The following is a 14,408-nucleotide window of genomic DNA, read 5'->3' on the forward strand; positions in this document are numbered from 1 at the left end:
AAGCGAAGGGCGCGTGCAGCCGACCGCCGCGTTCCAGCGCGTTGTCCAACGCGCAATCCTGCACGTCGAAAGCTCGGGCCGCGATGAAGTGACTGGCGCCAATGTGCTGGTCTCGATCTTCTCCGAGCGCGAAAGCCATGCTGCCTACTTCCTGCAAGAGCAGGACATGACCCGCTATGATGCCGTGAACTTCATTTCGCATGGCGTGGCCAAACAGCCCGGCATGTCTCGCCCGACGAGCCCGCGCGGCGCCGAAGGGGGCGAAGAAGAAGCCGTGAAGCAGGGGCACGAGGCGCTCGATGCGTATTGCGTGAACCTCAATGCAAAGGCACGCGCCGGCAAGATCGATCCGCTGATCGGTCGCGACATGGAGGTGAACCGCTGCATTGAAGTGCTTTGCCGCCGCAACAAGAACAACCCGATTCTCGTGGGCGACCCGGGGGTCGGCAAAACGGCTATCGCTGAAGGGCTCGCCAAGCGCATTGTTGATGGCGAAGCGCCGGAAATCCTGGACGAAGCGATCATCTGGTCGCTCGACATGGGCGCACTGCTGGCCGGCACGCGTTATCGCGGTGATTTCGAGGAACGCCTCAAATCCGTGATGAAGGAACTTGAGCAACAGGAAAAAGCCATCCTGTTCATTGATGAGATCCACACGATCATCGGCGCCGGTGCCACATCGGGCGGTGCCATGGATGCGTCGAACCTGCTGAAGCCCGCGCTTCAGAATGGCGGCCTGCGCTGCATGGGCTCGACGACGTTCAAGGAATACAAGCAGCACTTCGAAAAGGACCGCGCCCTGTCGCGCCGGTTCCGCAAGATCGACGTGGTTGAGCCGACCGTGCCGGATGCGATCAAGATCCTGACGGGGCTGAAATCCCGCTTCGAGGATTTCCACGGCCTGCGGTACACGAACGATGCGATCAAAGCGGCTGTGGAATTATCGGACCGCTATATCACAGACCGCAAGCTGCCAGACAAGGCGATCGACGTGATCGACGAGGCGGGCGCAGCGCAATGGCTGTTGCCGGCCAACAAACGCAAGAAACAAGTCGGCATCCGCGATGTGGAAGCTGTGGTCGCCAAGATCGCGCGCATTCCCCCCAAGCAGGTGTCGAGCGACGATGTGATCGCACTGAAGTCACTTGATACGGATTTGCAGCGTGTCGTGTTCGGTCAGGATGCTGCCATCACCGCTCTGTCGGCGGCGATCAAGCTCGCCCGGGCTGGCCTGCGCGAGCCGAACAAGCCAATCGGCTCCTACCTGTTCACCGGTCCGACCGGCGTCGGCAAGACCGAAGTTGCCAAGCAGCTCGCGTCCATCATGGGCGTGGAGATGCTGCGCTTCGACATGTCGGAATATATGGAGCGGCATACCGTTTCCCGCCTGATCGGCGCGCCTCCGGGCTATGTCGGTTATGACGAGGGCGGCCTGCTGACCGACGGCGTCGACCAGCATCCGCATTGTGTCCTTCTGCTCGACGAGATCGAGAAGGCCCACCCGGACCTGTTCAACATCCTGCTTCAGGTCATGGACAATGGCGCGCTGACGGATGCCAATGGCCGCAAGGTCGACTTCCGCAATGTCATCCTGATCATGACCACTAATGCGGGCGCATCGGATGCATCGAAGAATGCCATTGGCTTCGGGCGTGGCAAGAAACACGACGAGCAGGAAGAGGCGCTCAAGCGTCTGTTCACGCCGGAATTCCGCAACCGTCTCGATGCAACTATCGTGTTCGGCGGCCTGACGCCGGAAATTATCGACCGGGTGGTCGAGAAGTTCATCCTGCAGCTTGAAGTGCAACTGGAAGATCGCAACGTCGCGATCGAAATCACCAAGGCGGCACGCGACTGGCTGGCCAAGCGCGGCTTCGATCCGGACATGGGCGCGCGGCCGCTCGCCCGCACGATCCAGGAGCATGTCAAGAAACCGATGGCTGAGGAGTTGCTGTTCGGCAAGCTTCAGAAGGGCGGTCTGGTCAAGATCGATATCGACAAGAAGGACGAGGAAAAACTCGCGTTCAAATATGCCGCCGAGCCGGCCAAGAAGCGCTCCGCCAAGAAGGACAGTGCCGAAGAGACCGCCTGATCGGCGCTTCGGGAACATCAAAGAATAAAAAGGCCGCCCTGCCATGCCGGGCGGCCTTTTCATTTGTCTCGCTTTTTGGAGGGCGGAAGCTAAAGTCCGTCCAAAGCAAAGACAAAATTCAGGGAGAGATGAAATGGCCGGAACGGTTAAAGGCAGCTGCGATCCAAAATTTGCGGAATTGAAGGAGGAGTTCGAACGCAATTTTGCCGAGCGCGGCGAAGTGGGCGCGTCGGTTTGCCTTTCGGTGAACGGCGAGACCATGGTCGATCTTTGGGGCGGGGTGGCAGATGCCGGGACGGGCGATGCCTGGCAAGAGAACACAGTGTCCATCGTGTTTTCGTGCACGAAGGCGGCGACCGCGCTGTGCGCGCATATCCTGATCGACCGGGGCCTCCTGAAGCGGAGCGCGCTCGTCTCTGACTACTGGCCCGAGTTTGCAAAGAACGGCAAAGAAAAGACCACAGTCCAGATGATGCTGAACCATGAAAGCGCACTGCCGGCGCTGCGGGGCCCCGTGAAGCCCGGCGGGTTCAATGACTGGGATTACATGATCGGCCGCATGCAGGACGAGGAACCGTTCTGGGAGCCTGGCACGCGCAATGGCTATCACATGGTCAATTTCGGCTGGACGGTAGGCGAACTGGTGCGGCGCGTTTCCGGCAAGTCGCTCGGCTCCTTCTTCGCCGAGGAAGTGGCCGGGCCAACCGGCGCGCGATTCTGGATTGGCTTGCCCGACAGTGAAAAGCCGCACATCGCGCCAATCCTGACTTATGTCCCCAAGGACGGCGATGTTCCGACCGAGTTCACGCAATTGCTGATGACGGATCCGGCGTCGATCCAGCATCTCTCCTTCATGAATTCCGGCGGCTGGAACCCGAACGATCCAGAGGCGCACAAGGCCGAGATCGGCGGCGCCGGAGGCCTCTCGAACGCGCGCGGACAGGTCGCGATGTATACGCCGCTCGCCTGCAATGACGGCAGCCTTGTCTCGCCGGACCGGCTGGCCAGCATGGGCATGGTGTCGACCGCCACGCAGCGCGATGCGACACTGCTGGTGCCGACACGATTCGCTTCCGGCTTCATGAAGTCGATGGACAACCGCGCCTATCCGGCTGGCGACCAGATGACCGCGATCATGGGCAATGATGCGTTTGGTCATGTCGGCGCAGGCGGTTCAATCGGCTTCGCTGATCCTGAATGCGGCCTCGCCTTCAGCTATACGATGAACCAGATGGGCGCCGGCCTGCTCGTCAATGATCGTGGCCAGAGCCTGATCGACGCAGCCTATAAGGCGCTCGGCTATCGCACCAATCAACCGGGCGCCTGGGTGCGGTAGCGCTTTCGGTTTGGCGAAGTCGATGACGGCGTCAGTTGTCCTTGTCGACCTCGCCTATGCCGCGCGGCTGCCTGGTATTCTCAATCGCCCTGCGGGCGCGCTCTGTGCTTTCGCTGCGCGCTGGCGGCGCCATGATTTCCGGTGGATCGGTTTGCTGCAGGTAGACTGTCTGGCTCGGGAAGGCGAAATCCGTGCCGGCCCGTGCGATGATATCCATCACCGCAACGGCAAACTCTTCCTTGATTTCCAGCCATTCGCCCCAGTCTTTCGTATAGGTGAAAGCATAGATCAGATAGTCGATCGAGCTGGCATTCAGACTGTCGATTCGCACGAACAGGGCCGCCTCGGGTGGCTTGGCGAACCGGGGATCGTTCCACAGCCAAGCTTCGATCTCGTCACGGATATATTTCAGCTGGTCGACCGTGGTGCGGTACTCTACGCCGACAACCCATTTGATGCGCCGGTAAGTCATACGCGAGAAATTGGTGACAGCGGCATCGGACAAGGCGCTGTTGGGCACATAGACGGGGCTCTTGTCGAAACGGCGAACGAGCGTTGAACGGAAGTTGATCTTCTCCACGGTGCCCTCGACCACGCCATCGGCGCGAATCCACTCGCCCGGCACGAACCGCTTTTCGGTAATGATGAGGATGCCCGAGATGAGGTTCTTGAACAGGTCCTGCGCGCCCAGACCGACCGCAATGCCCAGTACGCCGAGGCCAGCCAGAAGCGGCGCGATCTGGATACCCCATTGATCGGCCACGGCGCCGAGGCCGAGGATGACGAGGATGATTTGAAGCGCTTTCACCATCCAGTCGACGGCTGCTGATGACAGTGCGTCGCGCAGGTTGCCCAAAATGAACTCGAACGCATTTACCGCGCGCGCCAGTGTCCAGAACACGACCAATGTGATGATGGATCGCAGGATGCGGGTGACGTAGATCTCGGCATCGCCCGAAATATCCGTGACCTGCAGGGCGATATAGATACCGATAATGACAGGTACAAGCTTCAGCGGTGTCGAAACCGAATCGACAAGAGCATCATCGAGCCGCGTCTTCGTACCGGACGTGAGACGCATGACGGTTGTCGCGACAATTCGTGCAAACAGGCCACGGACCAGAAGCGCGATCAACACGATGACGACTGAAGTGAATATCTCGCCATAGGTCAGGCCATAGGCACCCTGGTTCCAGATGGTCCCTATATAGATGACGGTGTCTTTCGCCCATTGCGGTGCGTTGTCGTCGAACCATGTTGGGAGGGTAATGATGGCCAAGGAAATCTCCTGGGTGACGTCCGGTTGCAGGACCGATGACGGGGCTACGCCATTTGCTAGCTTGGCTGCGGGCGCGTGTGAAGGGCGTGGCGGTTAGACGGCAATGGCGCGCCACTCGCCGGGGCGAAGCTCCCCTAGACGCCAATCGCCGACTTGCGCACGGATGAGGCGCAGGGTGGGGTGGCCGACGGCTGCGGTCATGCGGCGGACCTGGCGGTTGCGACCTTCGGTGATGGTGAGGCTGATCCAGCTGTCAGGCACGGACTTACGGAAACGAATCGGCGGATCGCGAAGCCATAGGTTCTCGGGTTCCGGAATGGCTTCGGCCTTGGCGGGGGCGGTCTTGCCATCCTTCAGCACCACACCAGAACACAGGTCCTGCAAAGCAGCACCATCAGGCACGCCTTCAACTTGCGCCCAGTAGGTTTTTGGCTGCTTGAATTTCGGGTCGCTGATGCGATTCTGCAGCTGGCCGTTATCGGTGAGGACAAGCAGGCCCTCGCTGTCCTGGTCGAGTCGGCCGGCGGGATAGACGCCCGGCACGTCGATGAAGTCGGACAAGGTCTTGCGCGGCGATCCTGCTGTACCCTCATCGGTGAATTGTGACAGCACGCCAAAGGGCTTGTTGAACAGGATAAGGCGCGACATCGGCCTATCCCTGAACCACCTCGTGCAGGGCTTTGAGCGTGGTCAGAAGGGCTTTGGCCTCAGACACGGGCAGGCAGCTCGGTGCATCGCACAGGGCGGCGTCAGGGTCAGTGTGAAATTCGAGGAACACGCCATCAGCGCCCGCAGCCACGGCGGACTTGGCGATGATCGCCACGCCGTCGCGGCGGCCACCGGTCGAGGCGCCGCCAGTGCGGGGGTCCGCGCCGGGCAGCTGAACGGCATGAGTGGCGTCGATCGTGACAGGGCAGCCGAGCTTCTGCATTTCGGGAATGCCCAACATGTCGACCACGAGGTTGTTGTACCCGAAGCTGGAGCCGCGCTCGCACAGGATGACGCCGACGTCGGATGCTTCACCGATTTTGGTGACGATGTTCTTCGTGTCCCACGGTGCGATGAACTGGGCCTTTTTAACCTGAACGATGCCGCCAGCCTTGGCCGTGGCGCGGGCCGTCGCGACCACGAGATCGGTCTGCCGGCAGAGGAAGGCGGGGATCTGGACAATGTCAGCAACGGCCGCAACAGGCTCGGCCTGTTCGGCCGTGTGCAGGTCGGTACAGATCGGCACGTCCAGTTCGGTCTTCACTTCCTTCAGGATTTTCAGGCCCTCTTCCAGTCCGGGGCCGCGATAGGAATGGATGGAAGAGCGATTGGCTTTGTCGAAGCTCGCCTTGAACACGTAAGGCAGGCCGAGTTCAGCGCAGATGGCTTTCAACTGGGCGCCGACGGTCAGCGCGAGCGCCCTGTTTTCCAGCACGTTCAGGCCGGCAATGACGGCGAGTGGCTTTCCCTTGCCGATGGCCCATCCGGATTTCGCGTGAGTCAGCGCTGACATGATCGTCTCTCCCAAAAGTTCCTGCGCAGGCAGATAGCCCTGTTTTGGCGACAAGGTAACCCGCGTCGTTCACGCGCAGAATCAAAGAAGCCGCCCTGTCGAGGGGCGGCTTCCGTGAGCCCATGGGGCAAGTCAGGTCCGGGCGGCGTCACAGCGGCCCTACCATGTCTCTACGTACTGACGGGAGGCTGCTCCAGCCAGACACCATAGGACACAGACCCAACGGCCTCATCTGGTTTCTCACTCGACATGGATCACCTCCTTTCAAACGTGCTGCTTGCACGAACTTTGTCCAGGGCCATCCGGGACGACTCAAAGTTAAGCATGATTTGCACCAATTAAAAGTAAACATGACGCATTTCCGGCGATCTTTTGGATACCGAAACGAAAAACGCCCGGACGTGGCATCCGGGCGTTCCTCAAGTGCTGAAAATTCAGTCAGTTAGGCTAGTTGGTAGCAATCACACCGATGACGAGACCGATGATGGCACCGGTGGCCACGGAGGCGAGGATCGCATCCCCTCGGTCATAATCGCGAGCCCAGTAGTAGCCGCGTGGCGGCGCATAGAGGCCGTATTGGTTGTAGTCGCGGATATACACCGTTTGCCCGTGAGGTTGGTAGTAACCGCCGACCGAATGGCGCGGCGCATAATAGTGGGGCGGCGGGGCGTAATACCGGGGTGGGGGCGCATAGTAGCGCGGTGGGGGGGCGTAGTAGGCGTGGGAAGGATGATGGCTGTAATGGCGCGGCGGTGGCCGGCGATAATGATCGCGCTTGCGGTCATGGTGGCGATAGTTGTCATGGCGACCACGATCACCGCGATAGTCATGACCGCGATTGCTTCCGCGATCATCATGTCCGCGCGAATAATCTCCGCCACGATTGTCATGGCCGCGTCGCCCTTGATCGGCGCTGGCGATTGGCGCGGCTAGCAGGCCGACTGTGGCTGCCGCCGCGATCAGGCGTGCAAGGTTCTTCAACAGATTCATGGCGCTCTCGCCTCCTGTAGATGACCGCACAATGGCGCGATCTTGAGGCAAGTTTTAACGGTTGCGGGCTGAACTCCACCTGAACACCATGTTAAAGGTCCAGCATGTCCGAATTCGGCGATCTTCGCGTATCAGGTGAGTTGACAGTGCCCGCCTGGGAACTGAGCGAAGCCTTTGTACGCGCTTCGGGGCCGGGCGGCCAGAACGTCAACAAGGTGTCGTCTGCCGTCCAGCTGACCTGGAACGTCGAGGCATCTTCCCTGCCGGCTGACGTCAAGGCACGGTTCACGAAGCTCTATGGCAGCCGGATCACAAATGACGGTCGCTTGATCCTCGAGGCGAGCGAGCACCGCAGCCAGCCGATGAATCGCGAGGCTGCTCGCAAACGTCTCGCCCAGATGATCCTGAAAGCGTCAATCCGTCCGAAGCGGCGCGTTGCGACACGGCCCACGGCCGGCAGCGTGCGGCGTCGTATTGCATCGAAAAAACGCCGGGGTGAAATCAAGTCCCTGCGCGGCAGTGTCGAGTCTGACGATTAGCTGCCCAGCTCTGCCTTGATGGCAGCGGTCAGTTTGGCTGTATCGGCGCCCTCAATATGCGTGTTGCCGACGAAGAAGCCGGGCGTGCCGCCGACTTCGAGCGCGCGGCCCAACGCCTTCATGTCGGAAAGCTGTTGCTGGATTTCCATGGACTTCATGTCAGCGCGCATTTTCTTGACGTTGACCCCGATCGATTCTGCGAGGGAATCGATACGCTTTTCGGTCAGGTCATCATTCGATTTCAGGCCCATCAAGGCCATGTGCATGGCATTGTACTTGCCCTGCTTGCCAGCCGCCAGGGCGGCGAGGGAGGCTGTCTCGCTGATGCCGCCAAAGATCGGCAATTCCTTGAATACGACGCGAACCTTGCCGTCATACTCGGCAGGCAATGCCTGGATCGCGTCGACTGAGCGCTTGCAGTAACCGCAACGGTAATCGAAGAATTCCACGACGGTGACCTTGGCATCGGCGGGGCCAATGAAATGATCACTGGCAAGGCTGTAAAGCTTGTCCTTGTGGGTTTTGATCGCTGCTTGTGCGGCGGCGGCTGCTTCGTCGCGCTGCTGCTCACCCAGCGCGACGAGCGCATCTTCAATAATCTGAGGGTTTTCGAGGATGTATTCGCGGACGATCTGTTCGATTTCGGCGCGGTCCATTTTGCTGGATGTCGAGTCCTGAGCGCAAGCGGGCGTCAGGGCGATAGCGGTCAGCGCCGCTGCAGTGAACAGTTTGCGTATCATGGATAGGCCTTCTCAATTCTTGAATCCGAAGCAATGCTTGGCGCCATCTATACGATCGGCCCACACAGCGTCTATTGCGCCTGACAGAAAGTTGATCAGCGACCGTCAGTTGTGAAATTGCCGAATGGCATGTCGCGACCGCTTGTCTGGACTGAAAACCGGGGGCCGCGATTGGCGCGATTGTAGAAATCCCGATTGTCCGGATTGCTGGGGTCGGTGATCAGCAGGATGTCGTCGGCCCGCCTGTAGGTCGGCGTGCCACGCTCAAGCTGGTCGACGGCGCGGTGTGCAAACAGGTTCGCCCGAACGATGTCCCCGATCGAATAAGCCGACTCTGCAGTAGCGAGCTGGGCTTCTGCCCTGCGGCCCTGTTTTTCCAGCGTGATGGCCAGTTGGGCCCAGGCAAAGGCGTTTTCCGGCTCGGCTATCAGCGCGTCGCGCAGCGCGGATTCGGCTGCTTCGACATCGCCCGGCTCGTCGCGGGCATTCAGGGAGCGGGCATAGTTGATCAGCAGCAGGGGCTGGCCAGGCTTGAGTTCGAGCGAACGCTTGTGTGGCGCGACGGATTCAGCGGTGCGGCCACTTTCGAAGAGGATCTGGCCCTTGAGTTCGTAGAAGTAGGGATTGTCCGGCTGCGACGCGAGGAGAAGGTCGACCTCCTTGAGGGCAACATCAATGTCGGAGGCCTGGAGCGCGGCGATGGACCGGGCATAGTGGGCTGGTGCGCTGTCATCGCTGGCGGGGTACTCATTGCGCACTTTATTGGCCGTATCGAGGAAGCCAATCAGTTTCGCGCGCATCATCTCGTATTGCAGCTGCTCGCGTTGTGTCGGCGGTTCATTCATCAGGCCGGATTTTTCGGCCATGTCGCGCACGGCACGAATACGGTCCGACGCGAGCGGGTGTGAACGGAAATAAGGGTAACGACGCGCGTTGGAGAGAACTTCCTGATACCGGAAATTCTCGAAGAACTCGACGATGCCGCCGGTCGATTGGTGCAGCCGTGTCAGGTATTCGACGGCGGCGGCATCGGCCATGGATTCTTCCGAGCGCGTGTGAACGAAGAAATTGAGCGCCGCAAATTGCTGGGAACTGCCGATCAGGGCGGCACCGGCACCGCCTTCACCCGCTGCAATGGCCAGGATGCCGAGACCGATCGAGATGAGCGCCGGGCGCGATGCGACTTCGGCGGCCCGTTGGCGGCTGACGCTGTGGCCACAGGCGATGTGGCAGGTTTCGTGTGCGATGACGCCTTTGATCTGCGCCGGGGATTCCGCCGCGATGATCAGGCCGGTATGGAGGTGGATATTCTGGCCGTTCGCGACGAATGCGTTCAGGCTCGGGTCATTGATGATGTAGAAGCCGACATCCGCCGGTGTGAGACCCGCGACCTCGAGGATCGGATCGGTCCACTCCCGCAGGGTTTCCTCGATCTCGGCGTCGCGGATCAGTCCTTGCGCCGACGCCGTCACGGCAAAGGCGACGGCGGCCATGGCCGTAGCAGCAAGTCGCAGGAAGTGTCGCGCCATATAAGGCGTCTCCTCTAGGTGATACCAACCCCCTGAACTTAAGCAGGCGCGCCGGTATTGGCGAGGGGGAAGCAACATCCATGACTCATTTGTCAGGAATCACATGACGCGAAGATGAACGCAAGTTCCGGGTCGATCTGTATGCCTGTTTCGCTGCCAACCTCAGGGGCGAGGCCCCGTGGTACCAGCGATGTGAGCTGGAGATTCCCGATATCGAGCACGAGCCGAGACATCGGACCCGTGAGGCGGCTGGCGATGACACGGGCCCTGACAGGGGCGGTCACATCGGGGATCACGCCTTCGGGTCGGATGACGACCAGCCTGTCCTGAGCGACCGGTTGACTGAGCAGCCCCGGTGGAATGTCGCCTCCGGCGATCCGGTTCACCGGTCCGAGCGCGGCGGCAATGTCGGCGCCCTGGGGCTTGAGATAGACGTCACTGGCTTTGCCCTGCTGCAGGATGCGGCCCGCTTTCATGATTGCGATGTGGTCGGCGCTTTCGAGCGCCTCGGCGGGATCGTGCGTGACGAGAAGCGCCGGGATTCCTGCGGCGCGCACCGCATCAAGCGCCTCTTGACGGACGCTGCCGCGCAGGGACGGGTCGAGGCCGGAAAAAGGCTCATCCATCAGGATAGCGGCGGGCTTGGGCGCAAGGGCGCGGGCGATGGCGACGCGTTGTTGCTCGCCGCCGGACAGCTCGTGGGGATAGGCACTGCTGCGGGCACTGAGACCAAGCCGCGACAGCCATTGCGTGGCGATGGCGCGGGCTTCCTCGCGTGGCAGGTGGGCAAGGCCGAACGTGGTGTTTTGCAGCGCCGTGAGGTGAGGGAAGAGTGCAAAGTCCTGGAAAATCAATCCGATGTGGCGCTTTTCCGGAGGCAGGGTGTAACCGGGCCGGGACAAGATCGTGTCGCCCAGGCGCACGTCGCCTGCGTCGACGGGCTCGAGTCCCGCGAACAGGCGAAGCAGCGTGGATTTTCCGGCGCCTGATCCGCCCAGCAGAGCCGTAATGGCGCCGGGAGCGAGGTCGAGAGAGACGCCTGAGACCACGGCAAGACCATCATACAGGCGGCTGACGCCCGTTGCCGAGAGGGAGGTTGGGGGTGGTGTGGGTGTCATGTGGGGGCACCGGGGCGGGCGCGGGAGAGACGCCAGGAGAGGAAGATGACGGGGACAAGGCCGGCAAGGGTGATGAGGAGGGCCGGCAGGGCGGCGGCTGCGAGGCGTTCGTCCGACGCATAGGCGTGGGCGCGGACTGACAATGTATCCCAGTTGAACGGGCGCAGCATGAGCGTGGCGGGCAATTCCTTGAGCGATTCCACGAACAGGATCAGGGCGCCAGCCGTGGCGCCAGAGAGGGCAATCGGCAGGTCGACTTCCCTTGCCCGGCGCAGGGGCGAGGCGCCGAGACTGCCGGCGGCCTGGCCGAGGGAGGCGGGTGCACGGGCCAGCGCGGCGACCATAGGTTCGGCCCCGGCTGCGGTGAAACGACTGGCATATACCCACGCCAGGGCGATCAGGGCAGAGGCGCCGGTGAGGGTGAAGGGGAGGAGGCCGAGGACGACGAGCGCGCCCATGGCGAGGACGGCGCCGGGGATGGCGTATCCCGAGGAAGCGGCGAGGCGGGCGAAGCGCGGCAGTGGCCCGGCGGCGCGCTGGGACAGGGCTATGATAAGGGCCAGGACGAAGGCGAGGGCGGCGCCTGTGCCCGACAGGATCAGTGTATTGATGAGCGCCTGTCCGACAGGTGCGACAGCCTCATTGGATTCGAGGCTGCGCCAGATGAGGCGTCCGACAGGTAGGCCAAAGGCGACTGTGAACAGGGTGGTGCACAGGGTGGTTGCGGCGGTGGCAAGGGGGCGGGAGAGGGGTAGTCGGTCCACTTGGCGCCAACGGTTTGAGCTCGCCTGGCTACCGCGCCGGCCCCGGCTCCAGCGCTCGAAAAGGACCAGGCTGAGCACGAGGCTGAGCAGCACGAGGGCGAGGCGGGCGGCGGTGGCCGGCTCGCCGAAGCTCGTCCAGGCGCGCACGATGCCAAAGGTCAGCGTCGGCACACCGAGGTATTCGGCGGCGCCATAATCGGCAGCCGCTTCCATCAGGGCGAGGGCGAGGCCGGCTGCGATGACGGGCCGGGCTGCGGGCAGGGCGACGCGCCAGAAGCTGCGTGAGGCGCTAGCGCCGAGGCTGCGGGCCGCTTCGAGCGAGCAGACAGACTGGGAGATGAAGGCGGCGCGGGCGGTGAGGTAGACATAGGGATACAGCGTTAGCGCGAGGATGAAGGCGAGGCCGGGCAGGGAGTGAATGTCCGGGAACCAGAAGTCGCGGGCCGAGAGACCGGTGGCTCCGCGGATCGCCGACTGGACCGGGCCGCCGACACCCATGAGGTCGCCATAGGCATAGGCAAGGACATAGCCGGGCGCAGCGAGGGGCAGGATGAGCAGCCACTCGAACAGGCCGCGGCCCGGAAAGCGGTACATGGTGATGAGCCAGGCGGTCGGGACGGCGAGAGCGAGCATCAATACGGCGGTCAGGGCGAGTGTGCCGACCGTGCCGAGGACATAGCCGGTCAGGAGCGTGTCGCGGATATGAATCCATGCGTCGCCGCCGCCGAAGATCAACCCGGCCACCAGTGTTGCCGCCACGGGCACGGCAATGACAAGGCCCGCCACGAAGGCGGGCCCGTCACTTGCGCGGATGGCAAGGTTGCGAAGGGGGAGAATCCCGGCCAAGCGGATCAGTTCCAGCCGGCCCGGTCGTAGATTTCCTGCGCCTCGGCCTGGTTCTCGCCCAGCTGCTGGAGCGGGAACTGACTCTGCTTGAAGTCAGGCAGGGCTTCGAGGCCGTCGGGGAGCGGCACGCCGACGATCATCGGGAATTCCTTGGTCTCGTCTGTCAGCAGTTTCTGGCCCTCGGGCGTGGTCAGCCATTCGATGAATCGGACCGCATTGTCCTTGTTCGGGGCATGCGCGGCAACGGCAGCAGCGGTGACGTTGATATGCGTGCCGACGCCGTCCTGTTCGGGGAAGGAGAGTTTGGTCTTGGCTGTCTTGGCCTTTTCGGCATCGGTGCCGGTCGCCATCCGGACCCAGTAATAATGGTTGATAAGCGCGACCGAACATTCGCCCGCCGCTATGGACTCGATCTGGGTCGTGTCACCGCCCTGAGGCGGCCGGGCAAAGTTCGCCACGACATTGCGCGCCCATGCGGCGGCCTTGTCCAAACCCCAGCGCCCGATGAATTCGCCCATCAGCGACAGGTTGTAGATGTTCGAGGAGGACCGCATGCAGACTTCGCCGTGAAGCTTGCCATCGGCAAGGTCTGAATATTGGTTAACGTCGTCTGGCTGGAGGCGGGACGGATCGTACACGATGATCCGGGCGCGTTTGGCGAGGCCGAACCAATTGCCGTCAGGTTCGCGGAAATGCGCTGGAATCGCCGTTTCCAGCGTTTCGGATCGAATGCCTTGCGTGAATCCAGCGTCCTGGAAGCGGAATAGTGTGCCGGCATCGGACGCAATAATCACGTCTGCGGGGCTGGCATCGCCTTCGGCTTTCATGGTTTCGATGAGTTCCGGGGCACCGGACTCGCGGAAACGGACACGGATGCCGGTCTCCTTCTCGAACGTATCGTACATCACCTTGTCGGAATCATAGTGGCGCGCCGAGTAGATGTTCAGGGTGCCGGTGCTTTGAACCGTGGGTTCTGCTGCAAAATCTGCAGGCGTGGCCCCTGGCGCTGCTGGCTTTCCACACGCAGCCACAACGAGCGCTGCGGCGAGAATAGCTGGAAATTTCATTGGCTTGCGCTGTCCTTGTCTGATCCGGGCCTATCAAACATAGTTGAGAATGAATCGCAACGTATCAAGGGGAGCGACGTTTTGCCCAAAACTTGCACAGTGCCAACGAGTATTGGATTCTTCCCCCGGAACGGACTCAAATAAATCCGTATTTTGGGGTAAACAAGAAATTCGCTCTGGTCAGAATAACAGGGGTGGTGGGGATGAATGACGTCGTAGTCGACCTGGATCTGGGGACGCCAGAGGAACAGGCATTGTGGGAAATGGCGATCGACTTCTTTGCCGGCATGCTGGATTCAGACGAAAATGGTTCAGAACTGGATGCGCCTGACATGATGGTTCTCACTACCTTCAAGCCAAATGGACGCATCTGCAAACAGCTGATCTTCCAGGACCGGACCTGGGCCGATGCATTCCTGGACTTCTGGGAAGAGCAAAAACTTCAGGCGACGGCGGCCTAGGCGTTTCACCGCGGGCCCGAGTGCCCTAGATAGCCTCAATGAGCCCGAGCCTTTCCTCCCCGCGCATTGCCATCATTGGCGCTGGCATAATCGGCCTGTCCTGCGCCTGGGAACTGGCGAAGCGGGGCGCGCATGTGACGCTGTTC

The 14,408-nt window shown here is 61.6% G+C and carries 14 protein-coding genes; 5 read left to right on the forward strand and 9 right to left on the reverse strand.

Features of this window, described 5'->3' with window-relative positions:
* Both clpA and ACESNB_RS01965 read left to right on the forward strand, forming a co-directional pair.
* Positions 1–2,092 (forward strand): ATP-dependent Clp protease ATP-binding subunit ClpA (gene clpA / locus ACESNB_RS01960; protein WP_373003023.1); only part of this gene is annotated, 2,092 nt, incomplete at its 5' end.
* Positions 2,093–2,225: 133 nt separating this feature from the next.
* Positions 2,226–3,428: a serine hydrolase domain-containing protein gene (locus tag ACESNB_RS01965; RefSeq protein ID WP_373003025.1), complete on the forward strand. Its 1,203-nt coding sequence runs from the start codon at positions 2,226–2,228 to the stop codon at positions 3,426–3,428.
* Between the two features lie 31 nt (positions 3,429–3,459).
* Here ACESNB_RS01965 and ACESNB_RS01970 read toward each other — a convergent pair whose 3' ends face one another.
* From ACESNB_RS01970 to ACESNB_RS01985, 4 genes are all read right to left on the reverse strand, one after another.
* Positions 3,460–4,707: a mechanosensitive ion channel family protein gene (locus ACESNB_RS01970; RefSeq protein WP_373003027.1), complete on the reverse strand. Its 1,248-nt coding sequence runs from the start codon at positions 4,705–4,707 to the stop codon at positions 3,460–3,462.
* 93 nt (positions 4,708–4,800) lie between these two features.
* The gene (locus ACESNB_RS01975; RefSeq protein ID WP_373003029.1) at positions 4,801–5,355 is read right to left on the reverse strand and encodes an rRNA large subunit pseudouridine synthase E; all 555 of its coding nucleotides are present in this window, start codon (positions 5,353–5,355) and stop codon (positions 4,801–4,803) included.
* A 4-nt stretch (positions 5,356–5,359) separates the two neighbouring features.
* Positions 5,360–6,208 carry a 3-deoxy-8-phosphooctulonate synthase gene (gene kdsA, locus ACESNB_RS01980; RefSeq protein ID WP_373003031.1) on the reverse strand — a complete coding sequence of 283 codons (849 nt, stop codon included), beginning with the start codon at positions 6,206–6,208 and terminating at the stop codon, positions 5,360–5,362.
* 447 nt (positions 6,209–6,655) lie between these two features.
* Positions 6,656–7,198, reverse strand: a complete 543-nt coding sequence (locus ACESNB_RS01985; RefSeq protein ID WP_373003033.1) for an RcnB family protein — start codon at positions 7,196–7,198, stop codon at positions 6,656–6,658.
* A gap of 104 nt (positions 7,199–7,302) precedes the next feature.
* Between ACESNB_RS01985 and arfB the strand changes: the two genes are divergently transcribed.
* Positions 7,303–7,737, forward strand: coding sequence for an alternative ribosome rescue aminoacyl-tRNA hydrolase ArfB (gene arfB, locus ACESNB_RS01990; RefSeq protein WP_373003035.1), 435 nt, complete (start codon positions 7,303–7,305; stop codon positions 7,735–7,737).
* Here arfB and ACESNB_RS01995 read toward each other — a convergent pair.
* The 5 genes from ACESNB_RS01995 to ACESNB_RS02015 form a co-directional block, all read right to left on the reverse strand.
* Positions 7,734–8,477, reverse strand: a complete 744-nt coding sequence (locus ACESNB_RS01995; RefSeq protein WP_373003037.1) for a DsbA family protein — start codon at positions 8,475–8,477, stop codon at positions 7,734–7,736. The two genes, arfB and ACESNB_RS01995, sit on opposite strands and share 4 nt — an antisense overlap.
* A gap of 95 nt (positions 8,478–8,572) precedes the next feature.
* Entirely contained in the window at positions 8,573–10,006 is a 1,434-nt protein-coding gene (locus tag ACESNB_RS02000) for a M48 family metalloprotease (protein WP_373003039.1), read from the reverse strand.
* A gap of 92 nt (positions 10,007–10,098) precedes the next feature.
* Positions 10,099–11,124: an ABC transporter ATP-binding protein gene (locus ACESNB_RS02005; RefSeq protein ID WP_373003041.1), complete on the reverse strand. Its 1,026-nt coding sequence runs from the start codon at positions 11,122–11,124 to the stop codon at positions 10,099–10,101.
* The gene (locus ACESNB_RS02010) at positions 11,121–12,734 is read right to left on the reverse strand and encodes an ABC transporter permease (RefSeq protein WP_373003043.1); all 1,614 of its coding nucleotides are present in this window, start codon (positions 12,732–12,734) and stop codon (positions 11,121–11,123) included. The genes ACESNB_RS02005 and ACESNB_RS02010 overlap by 4 nt, the downstream gene beginning before the upstream one ends.
* Before the next feature lie 5 nt (positions 12,735–12,739).
* Positions 12,740–13,801, reverse strand: coding sequence for an extracellular solute-binding protein (locus ACESNB_RS02015; protein WP_373003045.1), 1,062 nt, complete (start codon positions 13,799–13,801; stop codon positions 12,740–12,742).
* A gap of 203 nt (positions 13,802–14,004) precedes the next feature.
* Here ACESNB_RS02015 and ACESNB_RS02020 point away from each other — a divergent pair, with 203 nt between their 5' ends.
* Together ACESNB_RS02020 and ACESNB_RS02025 are read left to right on the forward strand one after the other, a co-directional pair.
* Positions 14,005–14,262, forward strand: coding sequence for a hypothetical protein (locus tag ACESNB_RS02020; protein ID WP_373003047.1), 258 nt, complete (start codon positions 14,005–14,007; stop codon positions 14,260–14,262).
* Between the two features lie 38 nt (positions 14,263–14,300).
* Positions 14,301–14,408: FAD-dependent oxidoreductase (locus tag ACESNB_RS02025; RefSeq protein WP_373003049.1), on the forward strand; the 108-nt coding region annotated here is incomplete at its 3' end.

The sequence above is a fragment of the Hyphomonas sp. genome (genome assembly GCF_041689225.1).
Classification (GTDB): Bacteria; Pseudomonadota; Alphaproteobacteria; order Caulobacterales; family Hyphomonadaceae; genus Hyphomonas.